17 protein-coding genes are annotated in these 19,976 nt (G+C 65.8%); 6 read left to right on the forward strand and 11 right to left on the reverse strand.

All coding sequences use genetic code 11. From position 1 onward, the window contains the following. The first annotated feature begins 124 nt into the window (after window positions 1-124). The 6 genes from sufC (at window position 125) to EFAMC2_RS03190 (ending at window position 5,931) form a co-directional block, all read left to right on the forward strand. Complete coding sequence (sufC, locus tag EFAMC2_RS03165) at window positions 125-892, forward strand: Fe-S cluster assembly ATPase SufC (protein WP_154026913.1); 768 nt, start codon at window positions 125-127, stop codon at window positions 890-892. A 171-nt stretch (window positions 893-1,063) separates the two neighbouring features. Next, entirely contained in the window at window positions 1,064-2,434 is a 1,371-nt protein-coding gene (gene sufB, locus EFAMC2_RS03170; RefSeq protein WP_261980037.1) for a Fe-S cluster assembly protein SufB, read from the forward strand. Further along, a complete protein-coding gene (locus EFAMC2_RS03175; protein ID WP_154026917.1) occupies window positions 2,435-3,667 on the forward strand; it encodes a SufB/SufD family protein in 1,233 nt (410 codons plus the stop codon). A 5-nt stretch (window positions 3,668-3,672) separates the two neighbouring features. Beyond that, window positions 3,673-4,905: an aminotransferase class V-fold PLP-dependent enzyme gene (locus tag EFAMC2_RS03180; protein ID WP_154026919.1), complete on the forward strand. Its 1,233-nt coding sequence runs from the start codon at window positions 3,673-3,675 to the stop codon at window positions 4,903-4,905. Continuing rightward, entirely contained in the window at window positions 4,898-5,452 is a 555-nt protein-coding gene (gene sufU, locus EFAMC2_RS03185; protein ID WP_154026921.1) for a Fe-S cluster assembly sulfur transfer protein SufU, read from the forward strand. The genes EFAMC2_RS03180 and sufU overlap by 8 nt, the downstream gene beginning before the upstream one ends. A 2-nt stretch (window positions 5,453-5,454) precedes the next feature. Then, window positions 5,455-5,931, forward strand: a complete 477-nt coding sequence (locus EFAMC2_RS03190) for an RrF2 family transcriptional regulator (RefSeq protein WP_154026923.1) — start codon at window positions 5,455-5,457, stop codon at window positions 5,929-5,931. 329 nt (window positions 5,932-6,260) lie between these two features. On the opposite strand, the gene EFAMC2_RS03195 is transcribed toward EFAMC2_RS03190, so the two are convergent. From EFAMC2_RS03195 to EFAMC2_RS03245, 11 genes are all read right to left on the reverse strand, one after another. Beyond that, window positions 6,261-7,466, reverse strand: coding sequence for an NlpC/P60 family protein (locus tag EFAMC2_RS03195; RefSeq protein ID WP_154026925.1), 1,206 nt, complete (start codon window positions 7,464-7,466; stop codon window positions 6,261-6,263). 317 nt (window positions 7,467-7,783) lie between these two features. Beyond that, complete coding sequence (gene fba / locus EFAMC2_RS03200; protein WP_154026927.1) at window positions 7,784-8,656, reverse strand: class II fructose-1,6-bisphosphate aldolase; 873 nt, start codon at window positions 8,654-8,656, stop codon at window positions 7,784-7,786. A gap of 235 nt (window positions 8,657-8,891) precedes the next feature. After that, window positions 8,892-9,455 (reverse strand): flavodoxin family protein, encoded by a 564-nt coding sequence (locus tag EFAMC2_RS03205; RefSeq protein ID WP_154026929.1) that lies wholly within the window; start codon window positions 9,453-9,455, stop codon window positions 8,892-8,894. Between the two features lie 34 nt (window positions 9,456-9,489). Then, a complete protein-coding gene (locus EFAMC2_RS03210; protein ID WP_187325115.1) occupies window positions 9,490-10,350 on the reverse strand; it encodes a bifunctional 5,10-methylenetetrahydrofolate dehydrogenase/5,10-methenyltetrahydrofolate cyclohydrolase in 861 nt (286 codons plus the stop codon). Beyond that, window positions 10,347-10,979 carry a cyclodeaminase/cyclohydrolase family protein gene (locus tag EFAMC2_RS03215; protein WP_187325116.1) on the reverse strand — a complete coding sequence of 211 codons (633 nt, stop codon included), beginning with the start codon at window positions 10,977-10,979 and terminating at the stop codon, window positions 10,347-10,349. The genes EFAMC2_RS03210 and EFAMC2_RS03215 overlap by 4 nt, the downstream gene beginning before the upstream one ends. Window positions 10,980-11,268: 289 nt before the next feature. Continuing rightward, entirely contained in the window at window positions 11,269-12,030 is a 762-nt protein-coding gene (locus tag EFAMC2_RS03220; RefSeq protein WP_154026933.1) for an aminoglycoside phosphotransferase family protein, read from the reverse strand. A gap of 163 nt (window positions 12,031-12,193) precedes the next feature. Beyond that, complete coding sequence (adhE, locus tag EFAMC2_RS03225) at window positions 12,194-14,809, reverse strand: bifunctional acetaldehyde-CoA/alcohol dehydrogenase (RefSeq protein WP_154026936.1); 2,616 nt, start codon at window positions 14,807-14,809, stop codon at window positions 12,194-12,196. 448 nt (window positions 14,810-15,257) lie between these two features. Beyond that, window positions 15,258-15,611, reverse strand: a complete 354-nt coding sequence (locus EFAMC2_RS03230) for a PLP-dependent transferase (RefSeq protein ID WP_187325117.1) — start codon at window positions 15,609-15,611, stop codon at window positions 15,258-15,260. Window positions 15,612-15,704: 93 nt separating this feature from the next. Then, window positions 15,705-17,465 (reverse strand): threonine--tRNA ligase, encoded by a 1,761-nt coding sequence (gene thrS, locus EFAMC2_RS03235; RefSeq protein ID WP_154026940.1) that lies wholly within the window; start codon window positions 17,463-17,465, stop codon window positions 15,705-15,707. 449 nt (window positions 17,466-17,914) lie between these two features. Continuing rightward, complete coding sequence (locus tag EFAMC2_RS03240) at window positions 17,915-18,346, reverse strand: double zinc ribbon domain-containing protein (protein WP_154026942.1); 432 nt, start codon at window positions 18,344-18,346, stop codon at window positions 17,915-17,917. Between the two features lie 181 nt (window positions 18,347-18,527). Beyond that, on the reverse strand, window positions 18,528-19,955 hold the full coding sequence (locus EFAMC2_RS03245) for a bifunctional folylpolyglutamate synthase/dihydrofolate synthase (RefSeq protein ID WP_315985346.1): 1,428 nt from the start codon (window positions 19,953-19,955) through the stop codon (window positions 18,528-18,530). Window positions 19,956-19,976: the final 21 nt, after the last annotated feature.

The following is a 19,976-nucleotide window of genomic DNA, read 5'->3' on the forward strand; positions in this document are numbered from 1 at the left end:
AAAATAATCCCACTGCCACTGGGGTATTATCACCAAGGCTCAACCAACAGGCAAGGCAGGCCCAGCCCGCACACGCCATGGTAACGCGTGCGAAACGGACGGCCAGCAAGGGTAAGGACACACGATGGAACACCTCCTCAACGTTAGCGGCGTCTCGGCGAGTGTCGACGAGAAGCCCATCCTCCACGGCATCGACCTCTCCCTGGACGCGGACGAGTGCCACGTCCTCATGGGGCCCAACGGCGCCGGCAAGTCCACGCTCGGACACGTCATCATGGGCGACCCAACCTACCGCGTCACGGGCGGCAAGATCGAGTTCGCCGGCCAGGACATGACCGACGACGCCGCCGACAAGCGCTCGCTCGCCGGCATCTTCCTCTCCTACCAGGCCCCCGTCGAGATCCCGGGCGTGCCCCTCTACAGCTTCCTGCGCACCATCTGCCAGAAGCGCCCCGAGCTCAAGATGACCGCCCGCCAGTTCCGCCGCCGCGTGGGCGAGCTCTGCGACGAGCTCGACATGGACTCCTCCTACCTCACTCGCGAGCTCAACGTGGGCTTCTCCGGCGGCGAGAAGAAGAAGGTCGAGATGCTGCAGCTCCTGCTCCTCCAGCCGAAGCTCGCCATCCTCGACGAGACCGACTCCGGCCTTGACGTCGACGCGCTCTCCGTGGTCTCGCGCGGCATCACGGCCTATCGCGAGCAGTGCGGCGGGGCGCTCCTCATCATCACGCACAACACCCGCATCCTCGAGCGCGTGGACGTCGACCGCACGCACGTGATGGTCAAGGGCCACCTCGTGGCCAACGAGGGCCCCGAGCTCATCGGCGAGATCGACCGCGAGGGCTTCGAGCGCTTCGAGCACATCGAGGCCAACGAGAAGGCCGAGGCGTAAGCGATGGCAGACCTGAGCAAGATCGCCGAGCAGGCAGCCGCCCTCGCCGCCAAGGCAAAGGCAGACGCCCAGCCGACGCAGAGCGCAACCGTGGACGTCGAGCACGGCGCCAACGTGCCGGGCGCCGAGCCCGAGCGCAAGCGCGCCGAGGTGGCCGACGTCGACCGCAGCATGTACGACTTCGTGAAGCCCGAGGCCGGTTACGAGCGCTTCGCCGACGGCCTCTCCGGCGACGTCGTCGAGGAGATTAGCCGCAAGAAGGACGAGCCCGCCTGGATGCTCGAGATGCGTCTCCGTGCCCTCGACCTCTACGAACGCATGGAGATGCCCGCCAACTGGGGTCCCTCCATCGGTGGCCTGGACATGGGCACGATCTCCACGTACGTGGCGAGTGGCTCCAAGCAGGCCAAGGACTGGAGCGAGGTGCCCGATGACATCAAGGACACCTTCGAGCGCCTGGGCATTCCCGAGGCCGAGCGCGCGAGCCTGGCCGGCGTGGGCGCCCAATACGACTCCGAGATCGTCTACCACAACATGAAGGACGAGGTGGCCAAGCAGGGCGTCGTCTACACCACCGTCGAGGACGCGCTGCACACAGGCTACGAGGACATGGTGCGCGAGTACTTCGGCACGCTCATCCCCATGAGCGACCACAAGTTCGCGGCCCTGCACTACGCGGTCTGGAGCGGCGGCTCGTTCGTCTACGTGCCGGCCGGCGTGCACCTGGACTTTCCGCTGCAGAGCTACTTCCGTCTGAACGCGGCGGGCGCGGGCCAGTTCGAGCACACCCTCATCATCGTGGAGCCGGGCGCCGACCTGCACTTTATTGAGGGTTGCTCGGCACCCAAGTACAACGTGGCCAACCTCCACGCGGGCGCCGTGGAGCTCTTCGTCAAGAAGGGCGCGCGCCTGCGCTACTCGACCATCGAGAACTGGTCGAAGAACATGTACAACCTCAACACCAAGCGTGCCAAGGTCGAGGAGGACGGCAAGATCGAGTGGGTCTCCGGCTCATTCGGCAGCCACATCTCCTACCTCTACCCGAGCTCCGTGCTCGTGGGCAAGCGCGCGAGCTGCGAGTTCACCGGCATCACCTTCGCCGGTGCCACGCAGAACCTCGACACGGGCTGCAAGGTGACCCTCGCCGCGCCCGACACGCGCGCGAGCGTGGACACCAAGTCGCTCTCCAAGGGCGGCGGCATCTCCACGTTCCGCAGCTCCGTCGTAGTGACGAAGGCCGCACAGAACGCCAAGGCCTCCGTGAGCTGCTCCTCGCTCATGCTCGACGACATCAGTCGCTCCGACACCATCCCGGCGATGGACGTTCGCAACGCCACCGCGAGCGTGGGCCACGAGGCCACCATCGGCCGCATCTCGGACGACACGGTGCTCTACCTCATGAGTCGCGGCTGCTCCGAGCAGGAGGCCAAGACCATGGTGGTCAACGGCTTCGCGGACCCGGTCTCGAAGGAGCTGCCGCTTGAGTACGCCGTCGAGATGAACAACCTCATCAAGCTCGAGATGGAAGGGGCGATCGGTTAGATGGCCGCGACCCTAGACCAGGCAGCGAAGACCGCCGCCACGGGCACCGTCACGCTCTCCGGCGTTGACGTGGCGCCCTCCCAGACCTGGAACTGGCTCAAGATCAACGACACGAAGCTCACGGTGCCCGAGCCCCCCGCTGCAGACCCCGCGGCCGACGTGCCCGCCGCCGCCCGCCGCATCACCTGCGGCGCCGGTGCGGAGGCCACCCAGTGGCTCGACGCCGCGGCAACCTCCCGCCGCACCGTTGTCGTGCCCGCCGGCGCAACCGCACAGACCGTGACGGTCGAGCTCGATGCCTCGCTCGGCGCCGTGGCCCAAACGAACGTCTTCTGCCGCCCCCACTCCGAAGTGAGCGTGAACGTCGTCGTGGCCGAGGGCCTGGGCGCCGCGCCCAAGGAGCGCGACGAACGTGCCCACGCCGAGGCCAACGAGGAGGTTGCCCGCAAGGCCGACCTTCCGCACATCAAGGGAGACGCCGCCGTCACGAGCGGCCACGCCCTGCGCATCCACGCCGAGGCGGCAAGCGTCGTCCACGTGACCCTGCTCGTGGCCGCCGGCACGAACGAGCAGTACCTCGACAGCCTCGGCGTCATCGCAGACGACCGCGCCGAGGTCACCGTCCACCAGTACGTCATCGGCGCCGGCGCCACGGCGCTCGGCACCAACGTCGAGCTCAACGGCGACCGCAGCCGTCTCGACCTCACGCTGCGCTACCTGGCCGGCGCGGGCGATAAGCTCGACCTTGGCTACTCGGTGCCGATGCTGGGCAAGAAGAGCCGCGCCAACCTCGACATGACCGGCGTGCTCACCGATGACGCCCAGAAGTCCCTGCGCGCCACGATCGACCTCAAGCACGGCTGCAAGGGTGCCAAGGGCTCCGAGCAGGAGACCGTCCTGGTGGCCGGCGACGACGTACGCAACAAGACGCTGCCGGTCATCCTCTGCGACGAGGACGACGTCGAGGGCGCCCACGGCGCCGCCATCGGCACGGTGAGCGCCGAGCAGCTCGGCTACCTCTCCGACCGCGGCCTCACCGAGCGAGAGGCACTCGAGCTCTTCAGCCGCGCCATCGTGGACGACGCCGCCAACACCCTGCCGGGCGCGGCGCCCGCGGCCGTGGTCTGCTGGGCCCGCACGGCCCTGGGAGCCGAGGCCGCCGAGGAGATTGCCGACGCGCTCGAGCTCGGCGACCATGCGCTCGCGCGCACGAACGACGAAAGCGAGGCATAAGGCACATGGCCGAAGCCATCGACATCACAGCCAACCCCTACAAGGCCGACTTCCCCCTGATTGCGCAGAACCCGGGGCTCTCCTTCCTCGACAGCGCCGCCACCGCCCAGCGTCCGGCCACCGTGCTTGACGCCCAGCGCCGCTTCTACGAGACGATGAACGCCAACCCGCTGCGCGGCCTCTACAAGCTCTCCGTTGACGCCACGCAGGCCATCGAGGAGGCGCGCGGCAAGGTTGCCGCCTTCCTCGGCGCCACCGACCGCGACGAGGTCGTCTTCACGAGAAACGCCAGCGAGGCGCTCAACATCATCGCCAAGACGCTCGGGCCCCAGGCACTCGGCGAGGGTGACGAGGTGTGCATCTCCATCATGGAGCACCACTCCAACCTCATCCCGTGGCAGCAGGTCTGCCGCGCGACGGGCGCCGATCTCGTCTACCTGCGCCCCAACGAGGAGGGCCGGATCACGCCGGAGGAGGTTGCGGCAAAGATTGGCCCGCGCACGAAGATCGTCTCCGTCACCCACGTCTCCAACGTGTTTGGCGTCGAGAACCCCGTCCGCATGATTGCGGATGCCGCCCACGCCCAGGGTGCCACGGTCATCGCCGACGGCGCCCAGTCGCTCCCCCACGTCCACGTCGACGTGCGAGAGCTCGGCGTTGACGCCTTTGCCTTCTCAGCCCACAAGCTCGGCGGCCCGATGGGCATCGGCGGGCTCTGGGGCAAGCGCGAGCTGCTCGAGAGCCTCCCGCCCTTCCTCACTGGCGGCGAGATGATTGACTCCGTGACCGAGACCGACGCCGTCTGGGCACCCATTCCCGAGAAGTTCGAGGCCGGAACCCAGGATGCCGCGGGCATCTACGCCACCGGCGCCGCCATCGACTACGTGGTGGAGCACGGCCGCGACGAGCTTGAGGCGCGCGAGCGCGAGCTGGCCGCCCACCTCTGCGAGCAGCTCCAGGCGCTCGACTTCGTGACCATCGTGGGCCCGAGCGACCCGAAGGCCCACATCGGTGCCGTCTCCTTCAACGTGGACGGCATCCACCCGCACGACGTCTCGAGCCTACTCGACACCAAGGACGTCGCCATCCGCGCCGGCCACCACTGCGCACAGCCCCTGCTTACCTGGATGGGCATCGAGAGCTGCTGCCGCGCCAGCGTGGCCTTCTACAATGACCGCCACGACATCGACCAGCTCGTCGATGGCCTCAAGTTCGTATGGGGAGTCTTCCATGGCTAACGAGAACGTCTACAGTCGCGCGCTCATGGACCACGTGAGCAACCCGGACTACAAGTACAAGATGGACGACCCCACCCTCTCCCACGAGGGTATCAACCCCAGCTGCGGCGACGACCTCGTGCTCGACGTGCGCCTCGGCGATGACGGCAAGATCGCCGAGGTGAGCTGGACGGGACATGGCTGTGCCGTCTCCCAGGGCTCCGCGGACATGATGAGCGACCTCATGGTGGGCGAGACCCCCGAGAACGCCCGTGCCCTCTGCCACCTCTTTGGCAAGATGATCCGCGGCGAGGAGAAGGACGAGAGCAAGCTGGACGAGCTTGACGAGGCAAGCTGCCTCGAGTCCATATCGCACATGCCCGCACGTGTGAAGTGCGCTGAGCTTGCCTGGCGCACGCTCGACGAGATGCTCGCCCACCCGAAGACCTCCGAGCGCACCTCCCCCACCTCCACGGAGGACGGCACGGACGAGAGCGGAAACCCGCTCGCGGGCAAGACCGTCGTCGACTGCGCAACCGACGGACACGGCATGGGAGAGAGGGCCTAGCCATGGCCTCAGGCATCTCCACAAAGGGTCGCTACGCCCTGCGTGTCATGGCAGACCTCGCGGTCTCCCAGGGCGAGAACGACTGGGTGTCCCTCGGTGACGTATCACGTAGGCAGGGTATCTCGAGGAAATACCTCGAGCAGGTCATGGCCTCCCTGCACCGGGCGGGTTTCGTCACAAGCCAGCGCGGCAAGGGGGGCGGCTACCGCCTCAAGCGCGACCCGGCCAACTACACGCTCGGCGAGATCATCCGTTCGGCCGAGGGCAGCTCGCTTGCGCCCGCGGCCTGCCTCGACTGCTCGAGCGGCACGCTCTGCCCGCGGTCGAGTCACTGCCCCACCCTGCCGGTCTGGCAGGAGCTCGGAGCCCTCATCAGCGGCTACCTCGACAGCAAGCACCTCTCGGACATCACCGCCAACATGACCCAGCCTGAGGACACCGACACCGCCCTCTCCGGCATTGAGGGGCTCTGCAAATAAAGGGACCCCAACCCCACAGACCCATCGAGCTCGCCCAAGCTCAGCCGGCAAACGCGCGGCCCCATCGCAAGACGGGGCCGCCTTTTTCTTGTTGCACCGTTCATAGACGCCCAACAGCGAAGCCGGCCCGCCCGACCCAGAGACTATGGGAACATGTTGCGAAGAGGCCGACAAGCGTAAGCGCGGCACCGCAACAACGAAACGGCCCCGCCCAGCCCTAGAACTAAGGAAACAATCCACAGAGGGGGCCAGGCAATTGCCTGGTCCCCTCGAGGACGTTGCCATGTTCCAGGGCCGGCCGGGGCCAACTCCCAGCTTGTTAGCGCAAGCTATGCCTTCGTGCGGTACCAGGGAGAGCCGTAGACCGCGCGATACGAGATGCCGACGCGCTCGTTTCCGGCGTCAATCATCATGCCGCCACCCATGTAGATGCCCACATGGCCACCCCAGCAGACGATATCACCCTTCTGGGGATTCGAGGTCGACTTGCCCCAGCCACCCTGTGACTCGGAGGTACGAGGCAGCGAGATGCCCGCCTGGGCATAGCAGTACCGCACGAAGCCGGAGCAGTCGTAGCCCACGGGACCCGTGCCACCATAGACGTAGGGGCCGCCAACCTTGCTCCACGCGGCCGAGACGATGGCGTCACGCTGGGACTGCGTGAGCCCGCTCGAGGAGCCGGAATTGCCGTTGGAGCTGCCGTTGTTGCTCGGCTTGGAGGGCTTGGAGGGCTTGGAGGGAGAGGTGGGCGTCTCCTGCGAACCAGCGTTGTCGGTGGTATCGGTGTTGGCGGAGCCCTGGTTTCCAGCGCCGCCGTTGGACTCGTTGCCACCGTTGTTGGCAGTGCCCGACTCCGCAGAGCCTCCTGCGACGTCCTGCTCGGTTACGTAGCCGCCATCCTGCCGGGCCTGCTGCTGCGCAGCCTCCTGGGCGGCCTTCTGCTGCGCCTCGTAGGCGGCCTGCTCCTCGGCCAGCTTGTCCTGGACCTGCTGGTCGAGGGAGCTCACGTACGTCTCGGCCTCAGACGTCTTGGCATCCAAGTCGTCCTTCTGGGATTGCTGGTCTGCAAGGAGCTGCTGCTGCTCGGACTTCTTCTGGTCGAGCTCGTTCTGAATGTCCTTGACCTGCTGGATGGTCTGGGCGTCGCTCTCGCTCACCTTGGAGGCGTAATAGATGCGGTTCACCAGGTCATCGAAGCTGTTGGACTCGAAGATGATGGACGCGAGCGAGACGCCGCCCGTCTTGTAGTTGGTCGAGACGCGACCGGCCAACGTGTCCTGGGCCTGGGAGAGCTCCGTCTGCTTCTGGGCAATCTCGGCATTCGTACTGTCGAGGTCCTCCTGCGTCTGCAGAAGATCCTGGCCAAGGTCGGAGGCCTGGGAGTAGAGGTCGTTCAGGTGGGAGCTGGCCTCGTCGAGCTGGGACTGGAGCTCCGAGGAGGTATCGGCCACGGACAGCGTGGGCAGGCCTGTGAGAACGGAAACGCCAAGGGCGGCACCAATGGCAAAACGAGCAATCCTGGTCTTGCAAGTCATCGAACGGAATTCCCTTCGGTTGCTTACAGAAATGGCAGCTTACGCTGCCATTGGTTATTAATCATAGTGTTTCCTAGCACCTGTTCCAAGCTTATGTGAAGCCGCAGTGAACGCTGCAGCTCAGCAGTTCGTCCCGCTCAAACCCAAAAAGCCTGACGCCCGCAAGACCGCCCGCAGGGTCCCACGGCGAGCATGTCTCGTCTCCGGCATCAAAAGCAAGGACCACAAACATGGCCCCGTTCGTCTCCCAAAGAGTCGCACAAAAAACGGGACACCCCAAGGGGTGCCCCGAAAAGGCCGAATGCCAAGGCGAAAAGTTAGTTCCAGGCCTTGCCGTCAGAGCCGAAGTCGCAGATGAGCTTCTTGGTGTGATCGACGATGGCCTGCTTGCCCGGGGCCATGAGCTTGCGCGGGTCAAAGCCCTTGCCCTGCTGGTCCTTGCCCTCCTCGATGTACTTGCGCGTAGCCTCGGCGAAGACAATCTGAAGGTCGGTGTTGACGTTGATCTTGGAGACGCCGAGCTTGATGGCCTTCTGGACCTGCTCCAGGGGAATGCCGGAGCCGCCGTGGAGGACGAGCGGCAGGTCGCCCGTGAGGGCCTTGATCTCACCGAGGCGCTCGAAGGAGAGACCCTGCCAGTCGGCGGGATAGACGCCGTGGATGTTGCCGATGCCGCAGGCGAGGAAGTCGACGCCGAGGTCGGCGATCTGCTTGCACTGCTCGGGGTCGGCCAGCTCGCCGGCGGAGGTCACGCCGTCCTCGGTGCCACCAATGCCACCAACCTCGGCCTCGATGGAGATGCCCTTGGAATGGGCGAGCTTGACGAGCTCGGCCGTGCGGTCGAGGTTCGTCTGGAAGTCGGCCTCGTGGGAGCCGTCATACATGATGGAGGTGAAGCCGGCCTCGATGCACTGGAAGCAGGCCTCGTAGGAGCCGTGATCGAGGTGCAGGGCGACGGGGACGGTGATGTTCATGTCCTCGACAAGCTGGTGCACGAGCTGGGAGACGACCTTGAAGCTGGTCTGCCACTTGGCGGCGCCAGAGGTGCACTGGATGATCATCGGGCTCTGGGTCTCCTCGGCGGCCTGGAGAATGGCCGTGGCCCACTCGAGGTTGTTGGTGTTGAACGCACCGATGCCGTAGTGGCCCTTCTCGGCGTGCTGGAGCATAGTGGCTGCGTTGACGAGCATAACGTACCTCCATAACGTGACGGTGACACTAACCGATTCGCATTATAGCCACGCTTGCGGGGAACTTACCCCCACGCGCGTTAGCTTTTTGCGAAAATATGCTGCTAGATGGCCAAGTTGCTCAGCGGTTGATGGTCATTTTGGCACAAGCGGATACGCGCGGCGTCTTTCCCTCGCATGCATAAAACTTGACCACCGTCGCATATTGCGGGGGTCAAACGAATTACCTTTGGCTCTAGCGGATGAAGTTAGTGCGAGCCTTCTTCTCCTGCTCCGGAGCCTCGACGCCGGCCGCCTTGCCGGCCTCGATGCACTCGAGCATCCACGCCATGTTCTGGCCGAGACGCCTCATCGTGGAGACGCCCTCCTCGTCGCGAAGGACCTCCTCCGGCGTGTTGCCGTGCACCTCGCACCAGTAGCTCGAGCTCACGAGCGGCATCTCGGCAATGGTGGGGTACTTGGCAAGCGCGTCGAGCGTCGCCGTCGTGCCGGCACGCCGCGCGGAGGCAACCACGGCGCAAGGCTTGTGCGCGAGCTGCGCGTAGGAGGCCCTCCCAAACAGGTGGTCGAGGAAGAGCTCGACCTCGCCGGATGGGCTCGCATAGTAGACCGGCGAACCGATCACCATGGCGTCGCAGGTGTTGAGCAGGTCGAGAGCGAGGTCCTCGGCCCCCTCGTCGGTGACGTGCACCATCTCGGAGTCGACACCCCGCGCCGCGAGCTCGTCGCCGATGACGCCCAGCGCCGTGTACGTGCAACCCTTCGCGCGGCGGCTTCCATTGATAAGCAGGACCTTCATGGCCAACCTTCCCTTCTGCCGGACCAGCCGGCGCCTAGCGCCCAGACGACAGGCGCTCCGCAGCCTCCACCACGTGGGCGGCGAGCACCGAGGTGGTGACGGACCCTACGCCGCGGGGCACGGGCGTCACGCCGGCGGCCACCCCTGAGACGGAGGCATAGTCCACGTCTCCCGTGATGCCGCCGGCACCGTCATCGTTTGTACCCACATCGACGACGATGGAGCCCGCAGAGACCATGCTGGCCCCCACCGCACCGGCGCGGCCCATGCAGCTCACGAGCACCTCGCCGCGGCGGCACTCCGAGGCGAGGTCGCGGGTGTGCGAGTGGCAGAGGGTGACCGTGGCGCCGCGTGCGAGCAGCAGCTGCGCGAGCGGCCTGCCCACGACGAGGCTCCTGCCGAGCACCACGGCACGCGCGCCGTCGAGCTGCACCTCGTAGTGCTCGAGCAGGCGCACCACGGCTTCGGCCGTGCAGGGGGCATAGCCCTCGCCCGCACCCGTGAAGGTGGCGGCAAGCGAAGCCGGCGTCATGCCATCCACGTCCTTCGCGGCGCCCACGCAGGCGATGGCCGAGCGCTCGTCGAGACCCGGGGCGAGCGGGCGCAGCAGAAGGATGCCGTGCGTGGCGGGGTCGCCGGCCAGGCTCGTGAGCACAGCCTCGAGCTCGTCCTGAGAGACGTCGCCAGGCAGGGCCGACACGTCGCAGGCGATACCCACCTTGCCCATCCTCGAGCGTGCGCCACGCTCGTAGGCGAGGTCTCCCGGCTCCTCGCCCACCCGCACGATGGCCAGACGCGGCTCGACGCCACGACCCTTCAGTGCATCCACGCGAGGCGCCAGGTCCTCGCAGATGGCGGCGGCGACGGGGGCGCCACGCAACTCGCGGGCCGTCACGAGAACCTCAGCTTCGCCGCAAAGTACACCTCGCGCGACCGCACCTCGGTGAGGCCCATGAGCTGGTCGGCCCGCTCGCACAGCGCCGCCGCCCGGGCGTCGTCGGACATCATGCGCGCGTTGGCGTGGACCGTGAGCGCCGCGCCGTCCGCTGCGGTGCGGGCGAGGCTCGCGGCAACGCCAACGTCCACGACCGCGATCTTCGATCCGTGCTCAGCGAGCTCGTGGAGGGCGCCAAGGGATTCCAGGGCGCTCTCGAGGACCTCGAAGGGGGCCTCACAGGCAGATGCGAGCGCGCCATCGAGCGCCTCCGCGCGCGCGGCCACCTCCTCCGGCGTGGAGCGCGGCAGCTTCAGCGCCACCGTGACGGGCCGAAATCCCTCGGCGTCGGAGTTCGAGAGCTCGAGCATGCGGGCCCTCAGGCGCTCGCAGCTCTCGAGCGCCGAGCGAGCACCCTGCTCGAAGTCCGCATAGGCGCGCTTGCCCATCGTGAGACCCGCGACCATGCAGCCCAGCGCGCAGGCGAGCGAGCCTGCCAGCGCAGCCGCGCCACCCCCGCCAGGCACCGGCTCGGTTGACGCCACCGCGTCCAGATACCCCCGAACCGTCGTATCCGTGACCTCAGCCATCCCTCTCCCCTCTTTCGACAACCAAACCATCCTACCGAAAACGAGTCGAGAGCTCCGAGCTGCGTCACCCTCCAAGCTCTCTCGACAAGATGGAGGCACCGGCAATCAGCCGCGCGCCCAACGACGTCACCCTCCCTCCCAACAAGGTGGAGGCACCCCGCGTCCGCGTCAACAGAGCCGAGGCCAGGCATACCCCGAAGCGCAGGGCTGAGGGACTATTCGCGACGCGAAAAGTCCCTCAGCACAGGGGTATGCCTGGCCTCGGCGGTCAGGTTGATCCGGCTCAAGCCTACTGGTACTCGGCCACGTCGATCCAGCTGCGGAGGAACTCCTCCTCCTTGGCCTCGCGGTGGCGCGCAAGCTCGGAGGCGGCGACGATGGACATCCAGCGACGCACGACCTGCATCGGCATGTCGGCCATCTTGCAGAACATGATGAGGTACTTGTCGGCCAGGTCCAGGTCCTCAAGCGCAAAGAGCAGGTAGGTCATGGCGGCGTCGGCGGCAGGCGAGCCCTGGGTGGCGTGCGCCCAGTCGCAGACGTAGAGCAGGCCGTCGTCGCCCACGATGACATTCGTGGGGTTGAAGTCGCCGTGGCAGACCTTCGACTCCACCTTCATGCCGTCCAGGCGGATGAGCAGCTCGTAGCGCGTCGTGGCGTCAATCTCGGTGAGCGAGTTGATCATGCGGGCGTACTTGTCGCGCTGGCGGTTGAGCAGAGGCGCGGTGTGGCCGTTGATCTCCAGCTGCAGGCGCACGAACTGCTCGAGGTACATGTCGACGTTCTTCTTGTCGGCCTTGATGCGCTCGGCGAGCGTGTTGCCCGGGACCTTCTCGGTGGCAAGCGCCCAGCCCTCGTCGCTCTTGGAGACCTCGAGGATGTGCGGGACGCGAATGCCCGTCTCCTGAATGCGCGCGAGGTTGAGGCCCTCATTGAAGACGTCGCTCTCGGGCTTGGAGGCGTTGAACACCTTAACGATGCGGTCGCCGCAGTCATAGACGACCTTGTTGCCGCGGCTCACCAGGACGGTCTTGTTCTCGGGAAGCTCCATGGGTAACCCTCCTTCGGGTTTGATTTCCCAAACTATATCCCCTGCCCGCCGCCAGATGAGTCCGCCGCCGGCCCCATGCAGACCAAGGGACGGCAGCGCTCGGCAGACGGCGCGCCAGAAGGCGCCGGCACCCGCGGCAACGGATGCCGGCGGTCACTACGGGTTAGTCCTCGTAGCTCTTGGGCTCGCGGCCGTAGTAGGCGTCGAGGTAGAGCTCCTTGATCTCGCTCATGAGCGGATAGCGCGGGTTCGCCGGCGTGCACTGGTCGTTGAACGCGTTCTCGGTCATCTCGTCGAGCGTGTCGAGGAAGTACTTCTCGTCAACGCCGTACTCGGCGATCGTCGCCTTGGCGCCGCAGTGGGCCTTGAGCTCCTCGATCTTGTCCACGAACTTCTCGAAGACCTCCTGGTCGTTCTTGCCGGTGACGCCGCAGAAGCGGGCGGCCTCGGCGTAGCGGGCCAGGGTGTGGGGGTAGGCGTACTGCGGGAAGGTGCCCATCTTCGTGGGCTTCTCGGCCGCGTTGTAGCGCATGACGCGGGTGAGGATGACGGCGTTGGCCAGGCCGTGCGGGATGTGGTGGTAGGCGCCGAGCTTGTGGGCCATGGAGTGGTTAAGGCCGAGGAAGGCGTTGGCGAAGGCCATGCCGGCGAGGCAGGAGGCGTTGGCCATGCGCTCGCGGGCCTCGGGGTCGGCGGCGCCCTTGTCGTAGGCGCGCGGCAGGTACTCGAAGACGAGCTTCATGGCCTTGAGCGCCATGGAGTCAGACCAGTCGCTCGCCATGACGGACACGTAGGCCTCGAGGGCGTGCGTGAGGACGTCGAGGCCGGAGGCCGAGGTGAGGCCCTTGGGCTGGGAGTCCATGTTGTTGGCGTCGACGATGGCCATGTTCGGCAGCAGCGCGTAGTCGGCGAGCGGCCACTTGATGCCCGTCTCGGCGTCGGTGATGACGGAGAACGGCGTGCACTCGGAGCCGGTGCCCGAGGAGGTCGGGATGGCCACGAAGTAGGCCTTGGAGCCCATCTCCGGGTAGGTGAAGACCCTCTTGCGGATGTCCATGAAGTCCATGGCCATGTCCTCGAAGTTGGCCTCGGGGTGCTCGTAGAGAACCCACATGATCTTGCCGGCGTCCATGGCGGAGCCACCGCCGAAGGCGATGATCACGTCGGGCTCGAAGCTCGTGAGGATCTTCGCGCCCTCACGCGCGCACTGCAGCGTGGGGTCGGGCGCAACGTCCCAGAAGCAGGCGTGCTCGATGCCGAGCTCGTCGAGCTTCTGCTCGATCGGCTTGATGTAGCCGTTCTTGAACAGGAACTGGTCGGTGACGATAAAGGCGCGCTTCTTGTGCATGACAGAGCCCAGCTCGTCGAGCGCCACCGGCTGGCAGCCCCTCTTGAAGTAGACCTTCTCGGGTGCACGGAACCAGAGCATGTTCTCCCGCCTCTCAGCGACCGTCTTATAGTTGAGCAGGTGCTTGGGACCCACGTTCTCGGAGACGGAGTTGCCGCCCCAAGAGCCGCAGCCCAGCGTCAGCGACGGGGCCATCTTGAAGTTGTAGAGGTCGCCAATGCCGCCCTGGGAGCTCGGGGTGTTCACGAGGATGCGACAGGTCTTCATGGCGTCGGCGTGCTTGGCCATCTTCTCCTTCTCCGTCGTGGCGATGTAGAGGGAGGAGGTGTGGCCGGGGCCGCCGTCCATCACGAGGTGCTCGGCCTTGTCGATGGCCTCGTCAAAGGTCTTGGCCTTGTACATGGCCAGCACCGGCGAGAGCTTCTCGTGGGCCATCTCCTCGGACGGGTCGGTGCTCGTGACCTCGCCGATGAGGATCTTGGTCTTCTCGGGAACCTCGACGCCCGCGATCTTGGCAATCGTGTAGGCGCTCTGGCCGACGATCTTGGCGTTCACGGAGCCGTTGATGATGACGGTCTTGCGGACGCGATCGAGCTCGGCGCCCTTGAGGAAGTAGCAGCCGCGGGCCTTGAACTCAGCCTTGACCTCGTCGTAGATGTCGGCGAGCACGGTCACGGACTGCTCGGAGGCGCAGATCATGCCGTTATCGAAGGTCTTGGAGTGGATGATCGAGTTGACGGCGAGCTTGATGTCGGCCGTGGAGTCGATGATGGCGGGCGTGTTGCCGGCTCCGACGCCCAGGGCGGGCTTGCCGGAGGAGTACGCGGCCTTGACCATGCCCGGGCCACCGGTGGCGAGGATGATGTCGGCCGACCGCATGAGCTCGTTGGTGAGCTCGAGGGACGGTGCGCCGATCCAGTCGATGATGCCCTCGGGGGCGCCGGCGGCGACGGCGGCGTCGCGGACGATGCGGGCCGCGTCGATCGTGCACTTCTTGGCGCGAGGGTGTGGGCTGATCATGATGGCGTTGCGGGTCTTCAGGCAGATGAGGCACTTGAAGATCGCCGTGGACGTCGGGTTGGTGGTCGGGATGACGGCAGCGACGATGCCGTAGGGCTCGGCGATGCGCTTGTAGCCGAACTCCGGGTCGTCCTCGACGACGCCGCAGGTCTTCATGTTCTTGTACTTGTTGTAGATGTACTCGGCCGCGTAGTGGTTCTTGATGACCTTGTCCTCGACGATGCCCATGCCGGTCTCGGCAACCGCATCCTTTGCCAGGGGGATTCGGGCCTTGTTGGCCGCGATGGCCGCAGCGTGGAAAATCTTGTCGACCTGCTCCTGAGAGAACGTCGCAAACTCGGCCTGCGCCTTGCGCATGCTGTTGAGCCGCGAGGTCAGTGCGTCGAGGCTGTCGATGACCTTTTCCGCCATAGCTACCTCCAGATTCTGTGGGACGTCCCGCGGGACGCGCCCAGGTTAACCACGATTGCAGATACGTGCATAAAACACGCTAAGAACTGGAATACATACTAGCCGGCCGGCTCCGGGCATATCTGCGGCGCAAACACCTTCGCCAGCCCATTAACCAGCAGTTGTCTATCCAAACATGGTCAAAGAGCGGTCAACTTGGCCCACAAATGACCACATTTGACTGTGCATATGAAACGAAGTGTGCATAGCATTCGCGAATATGTGCATGAATCTGTGTCTCATGGCCGAATCCGTGCATATGAGAGGTATTTCCGAGGTCGAAACGGCGAACGGTCAATTCGGCAAGGCGAGCGGCTGAGTACAAGATGCGACGCATGCCCATTCAGAACGTCAGTGCAGGCCAGAGAGACCCTCCCCCGATGGGCCCGCACCTCTGGAGCAAACCCGCCTAGCGAGCAAGCTCCGCCTCAAGCGAAAGCACGAACGCCCTCGCGTCGCGAGCTCCAGAACAATCGAGCAGACGCCATCCGCCCGAAACGGGACGAAAGCCGACCAGCGGACCGAAGCCTCTCTCGAGGGTACAGGACGCCTCGGCAAACAGAGGGTCCTCGCGAAGGCCCGCATAGCGCACCTCGGCAACGGCCGGGTGGCAGCACAGGTAATTCGCGACAACCTGGGCCGTATCGGACGAGGCGGACCATCCGGCCTGTCCCATGGTCTCAGACAGGGCCTTCAGCTCACGCAACTTCGGATAGGAGCGGCCCTCAGGCCCATCGGCTTCGTGCTCGTCGTAGTCGGCCACAGGAGCCTCCTCATCGAATGCGAATTGCAAGGAAACGAAAAGGCGGGGCCCCGGAAGAACCGGAACCCCGCACATCACCTCAAAACGCCCGACTTAGCGACGCTCGGCAATCTCGGCCGTCACGTCGGCCACGAAGTCGGCGAGGTCGCGCTGGACCGTCTCGTTCGAGCGGTCGCGCACGCTGATGTTGCCCGCCTCGGCCTCCTTCTCGCCGATGATCAGCATGTACGGCACGCGGTCGAGGCTGCGCGCCTCGCGAATCTTGTAGCCGATCTTCTCGTCGCGGTCGTCCACCTTCACGCGCACGCCGGCGTCGCGCAGGGTGTCGGCCACCGAGTGGGCGTAGTCGCGGGTCTTCTCGGACACCGGCAGCACCTTGACCTGCAGCGGCGAGAGCCACGTCGGGAACTTGCCCGCGTACTCCTCCGTCAGCATGCCAATGAAGCGCTCGAAGCTGCCGAAGCCCGCACGGTGGATCATAATCGGCTGCTTCTTGGAGCCGTCCGCGTCGGTGTACTCGAGCTGGAAGTTGTGCGGCAGCTGGAAGTCGAGCTGGATCGTGCCGCACTGCCAGGTGCGGCCGAGGCAATCCTGCAGGTGGAAGTCGATCTTCGGGCCATAGAAGGCGCCGTCGCCCTCGTTGATCGTGTACTCCACGCCCATCGTCTCGAGAGCGCGACGCAGGCCCTCCTCGGCGTTGGCCCAGTCCTCGTCCGAGCCCATCGAGTCGTCCGGGCGCGTCGACAGCTCCACCTTGTAGGGAAAGCCGAACTGCGCGTAGTAGGCCGTGATGAGGTGCGCGACGTCCGTGACCTGCTCGGTGATCTGGTCCGGGCGTATGAACAGGTGCGCGTCGTCCTGCGTGAACTCGCGCACGCGGAACAGGCCGTGCAGCGCGCCCTTGAGCTCGTGGCGGTGGTCAAGGCCGGCCTCGGCGAGCTTGAGCGGCAGGTCGCGATAGCTGCGAGGCTTGTTCTTGTAAATGAGGCAGGCGCCCGGGCAGTTCATCGGCTTGATCGCGTAGTCTTCCTCGTCGATCTTCGTCGTGTACATGTTGGCCTTGTAGTGGTCCCAGTGACCGGAGGTCTCCCAGAGGGTGCGCGACAGGATGACGGGCGTCTGCACCTCCTCGTAGCCGAACTTGGCCTGCATCTCGTGCCAGTACTGCATAAGGGAGTTGCGCACGACCATGCCGTTGGGCAGCCAAAACGGGAAGCCCGGGCCGGCGTCGTTCATCATGAAGAGCTCCATCTCGCGGCCGATCTTGCGGTGGTCGCGGCGGGCGGCCTCCTCGAGCATCTTGAGGTGCTCCTCGAGCGCCTCCTTCGAGCCGAAGGCGATGCCGTTGATGCGGGTGAGCATCTTGTTGTCCTTGTCGCCCTTCCAGTAGGCGCCGGACACGCCGGTGAGCTTGAAGGCCTTGAGCGCCTTGGTGTAGGTGAGGTGCGGGCCCACGCACATGTCGATGTACTCGCCCTGCTGGTAGAAGGTGATGCGAGCGTCGGCAGGCAGGTCGTCGATGTGCTCGAGCTTGTACTTCTCGTTGCGTTCGGCCATGAGCTTCTTGGCCTCGTCACGGGAGAGCTCGAACGTCGTGAACTTGAGGTTCTCCTTGCAAATCTTCTTCATCTCGGCCTCGATCGCGGGGAAGTCCTCCTCGCTGATCTTCTTGTCGCCGAGGTCGATGTCATAGTAGAAGCCGTTGTCCGTGGCCGGACCGTAGGCGAAGTCGGCCTCGGGGTAGAGGCGCTTGATGGCCTGTGCCATGATGTGGGCGGCGGAGTGGCGGATGACGTGGAGCTCCTCGTCGGCGGGGCACTCGGCCACGTGGCCATCGTTGTAGAGAACCTTCATGGGAACCTCTCTCTAGGATATGCGCGCCAGGGCGCGCGTTCGAACCGAAGGGGTGACGGCGGGGCCGCCGGGGCGCGCCGCGTGCGACGCCCACGGAAAAGGCGCCTGTCAGGGCCGCGCGAGACGCGGCGGGCAGACGCCTAGATAGTCTGGGTTCGCGTGGCCGTAGGTGACGAGACGATGCCTGCCGATACGAGACGTGCGCGCGCTTGGAACATGGACCCGACCTTTCGCGGAATATTGCTTGCATAGGTTTACCACAAAATGCCGGCGCCGGCGTGCGGGGCACGGGCTCGTCACGGGGCCTCGGGCGGATAGCGGCCCAAAGGGACGTTGGGCCGTTCGAGGGGGCATAGCGTCCCGCAGGCGATGTACAAAAAAGCCCGCCACATTCGTGACGGGCCACACTTCGTCGATGCCTCGGGGCTCGCTCCCCCGCCGAACCCGCGCTACTGGATGCGCGTGCGGCAGTACGGGCAGACCTTCCAGTCCGCGTTGAGCGGTCGGTGGCACGTCGGGCAGACGTTGCGCACCTGCGTGTTGCAGATCGGGCAGACGATGAAGTCCTTGTCGATCGGCGTGCCGCACTTGGGGCAGATGCCGTAGTGCGACAGCTGGTGCTCGCGCAGGGCGATGTCGAGGTCCTGCTCCTCGCGGTCGACCAGATACGAGCTCGGACGGAGGATCACGTAGGCGAGCAGGCCGACGATGGGGATAACGGAGATGATGGCCCACAGCCACCACGGCTCGGCGCCGCGGCGCTGGGCGTCACGAATCACGTAGACGATGGAGAGCACGTAGAGCATGACGACGCAGGCGAGCATGAGATAGAGCACCATGCGGACCTCGGGCGTGATGAGCTGGTCAAGAATATCCTGCATAGGGGCGAAGACTCCTCCTGGTCGAATGTTGCCGCACATGCCCGGCACGGCGTTTGGCAGCGCGCTCTCGCCTGAACTCTCAGTGCCCGGGCATGGTTTTAGGAATTGTAGCAAATGAGCGCGGGGGCCCTGCCGCTGCAGGGTGCATCGGCAAAACGACACAGACCGGCGACGAGGGGGGCTAGTCACCGGCGCGCCCGCGGTGCCAGGCCACGGCCTCGCCCGCGAGCGTGATCGAGCCGACGGCCACGTACCTGTCGCCCGCGAGCGCGTCGAGGGCCTCGGCGGCCGTCTCGAAGACCTCCTCGGGCACATGGCCACAGGAGGCGAACTCGTCGGCGAGCTCACAGGCGGGAAGGGCGCGGTCACTGCTCGTGGCGCAGACGGCGATGCGGGGGAACTGGTCGGCAAGCAGGCCCACGATGCCGTGAACGTCCTTGTCGGCAAGCACCGCGCAAAGGAGCATGGGACGGCTCCCGACGTCGGGCGCCACCTCGGCGAGCGAAGCGAGGAAGGCACGAATCGACTGCGGGTTGTGCGCAGCGTCGACAAGGTGCAGGGGCGAGCCCGACACGACGTTGAAGCGCCCGGGCGTCGGGCACTCCCCCACGCGGTCGGACAGGCGATACTGGTCGAGCGGCCGGCCGAGGAAGGCCTCGGCGAGCGCGACGGCGCAGGCGATATTGGCCGCCTGGTAGGCAGGGCGCGCCGCGCACAGTCCCTCGTAGCTTGCGCGCGGAGTCGTTACGTCGAGGACAAGCCCGCCGCCGATGCGCTCGGGGTGGCGCGTGACGTGATAGGTGGCCTGCGCAAGCTCGGGATGTGAGCGCATCTCGCCGTGCTCAAGCTCGCCGGGGGCATCGGAGGCGACGCGCGGTCGAACGAGCGTGGGCTCGACGCCCGCCTCGATACAGCGGCTCAGCAGCACGTCCTCGACGCTCGGGGGCGTGCCCGTACCGACGCCCAGGACGCAGGTCCTCCCGGGCTTGATGATGGCAGCCTTCTCGCCCGCGATCTGCTCGAGCGTGTCACCGAGGATCCTCATGTGGTCGAGGCCGATGCCCGTGACGGCGACGGACTTGATGGTGCGCGCAGCGCTCGTCGCGTCCCAGCGACCGCCCATGCCGCACTCGAGCACGGCGACGTCAACGCCCGCCTCGGCGAAGACGACGAGGGCGGCCACGGTGAGAAGGTCGAACTCCGTGACGTCATAGGGCCTCTGCCCCGCGGCGCTGCGGCGCTCGTTCACGCGCTCGCCCGCGGTGACGGCAGCGGCCAGGCCACGCGCAAAGCGCTCCTTACTCACGGGCCGGCCCATGAGCTCCATGCGCTCCGTAAGGCACACGAGCTCCGGCGAGGTGTAGAGAGCGGTGCGCTTGCCCTCCCCCATGAGGATCGCGGCGGTATAACGCGAGGTCGAGGTCTTGCCGTTGGTGCCCGCGATCTGGACGCTCTCGAAGTAGTCATCCGGATTGCCGAGCTCCGTGAGCATGTCCTCGACGGTCTCGAGCAGGGGCTGGATACCGAACTTCTTGGAGCTGTGAAGCCTCTCCACCGCCTCCTCGAAAGTGTAGGGGGGAATCTCGAACGGAATCTGGTACATAGCCATGAATCTCCTCAAACCGGAATC

This window comes from Olsenella uli (genome assembly GCF_901212655.1).
GTDB lineage: Bacteria > Actinomycetota > Coriobacteriia > Coriobacteriales > Atopobiaceae > Parolsenella > Parolsenella uli_A.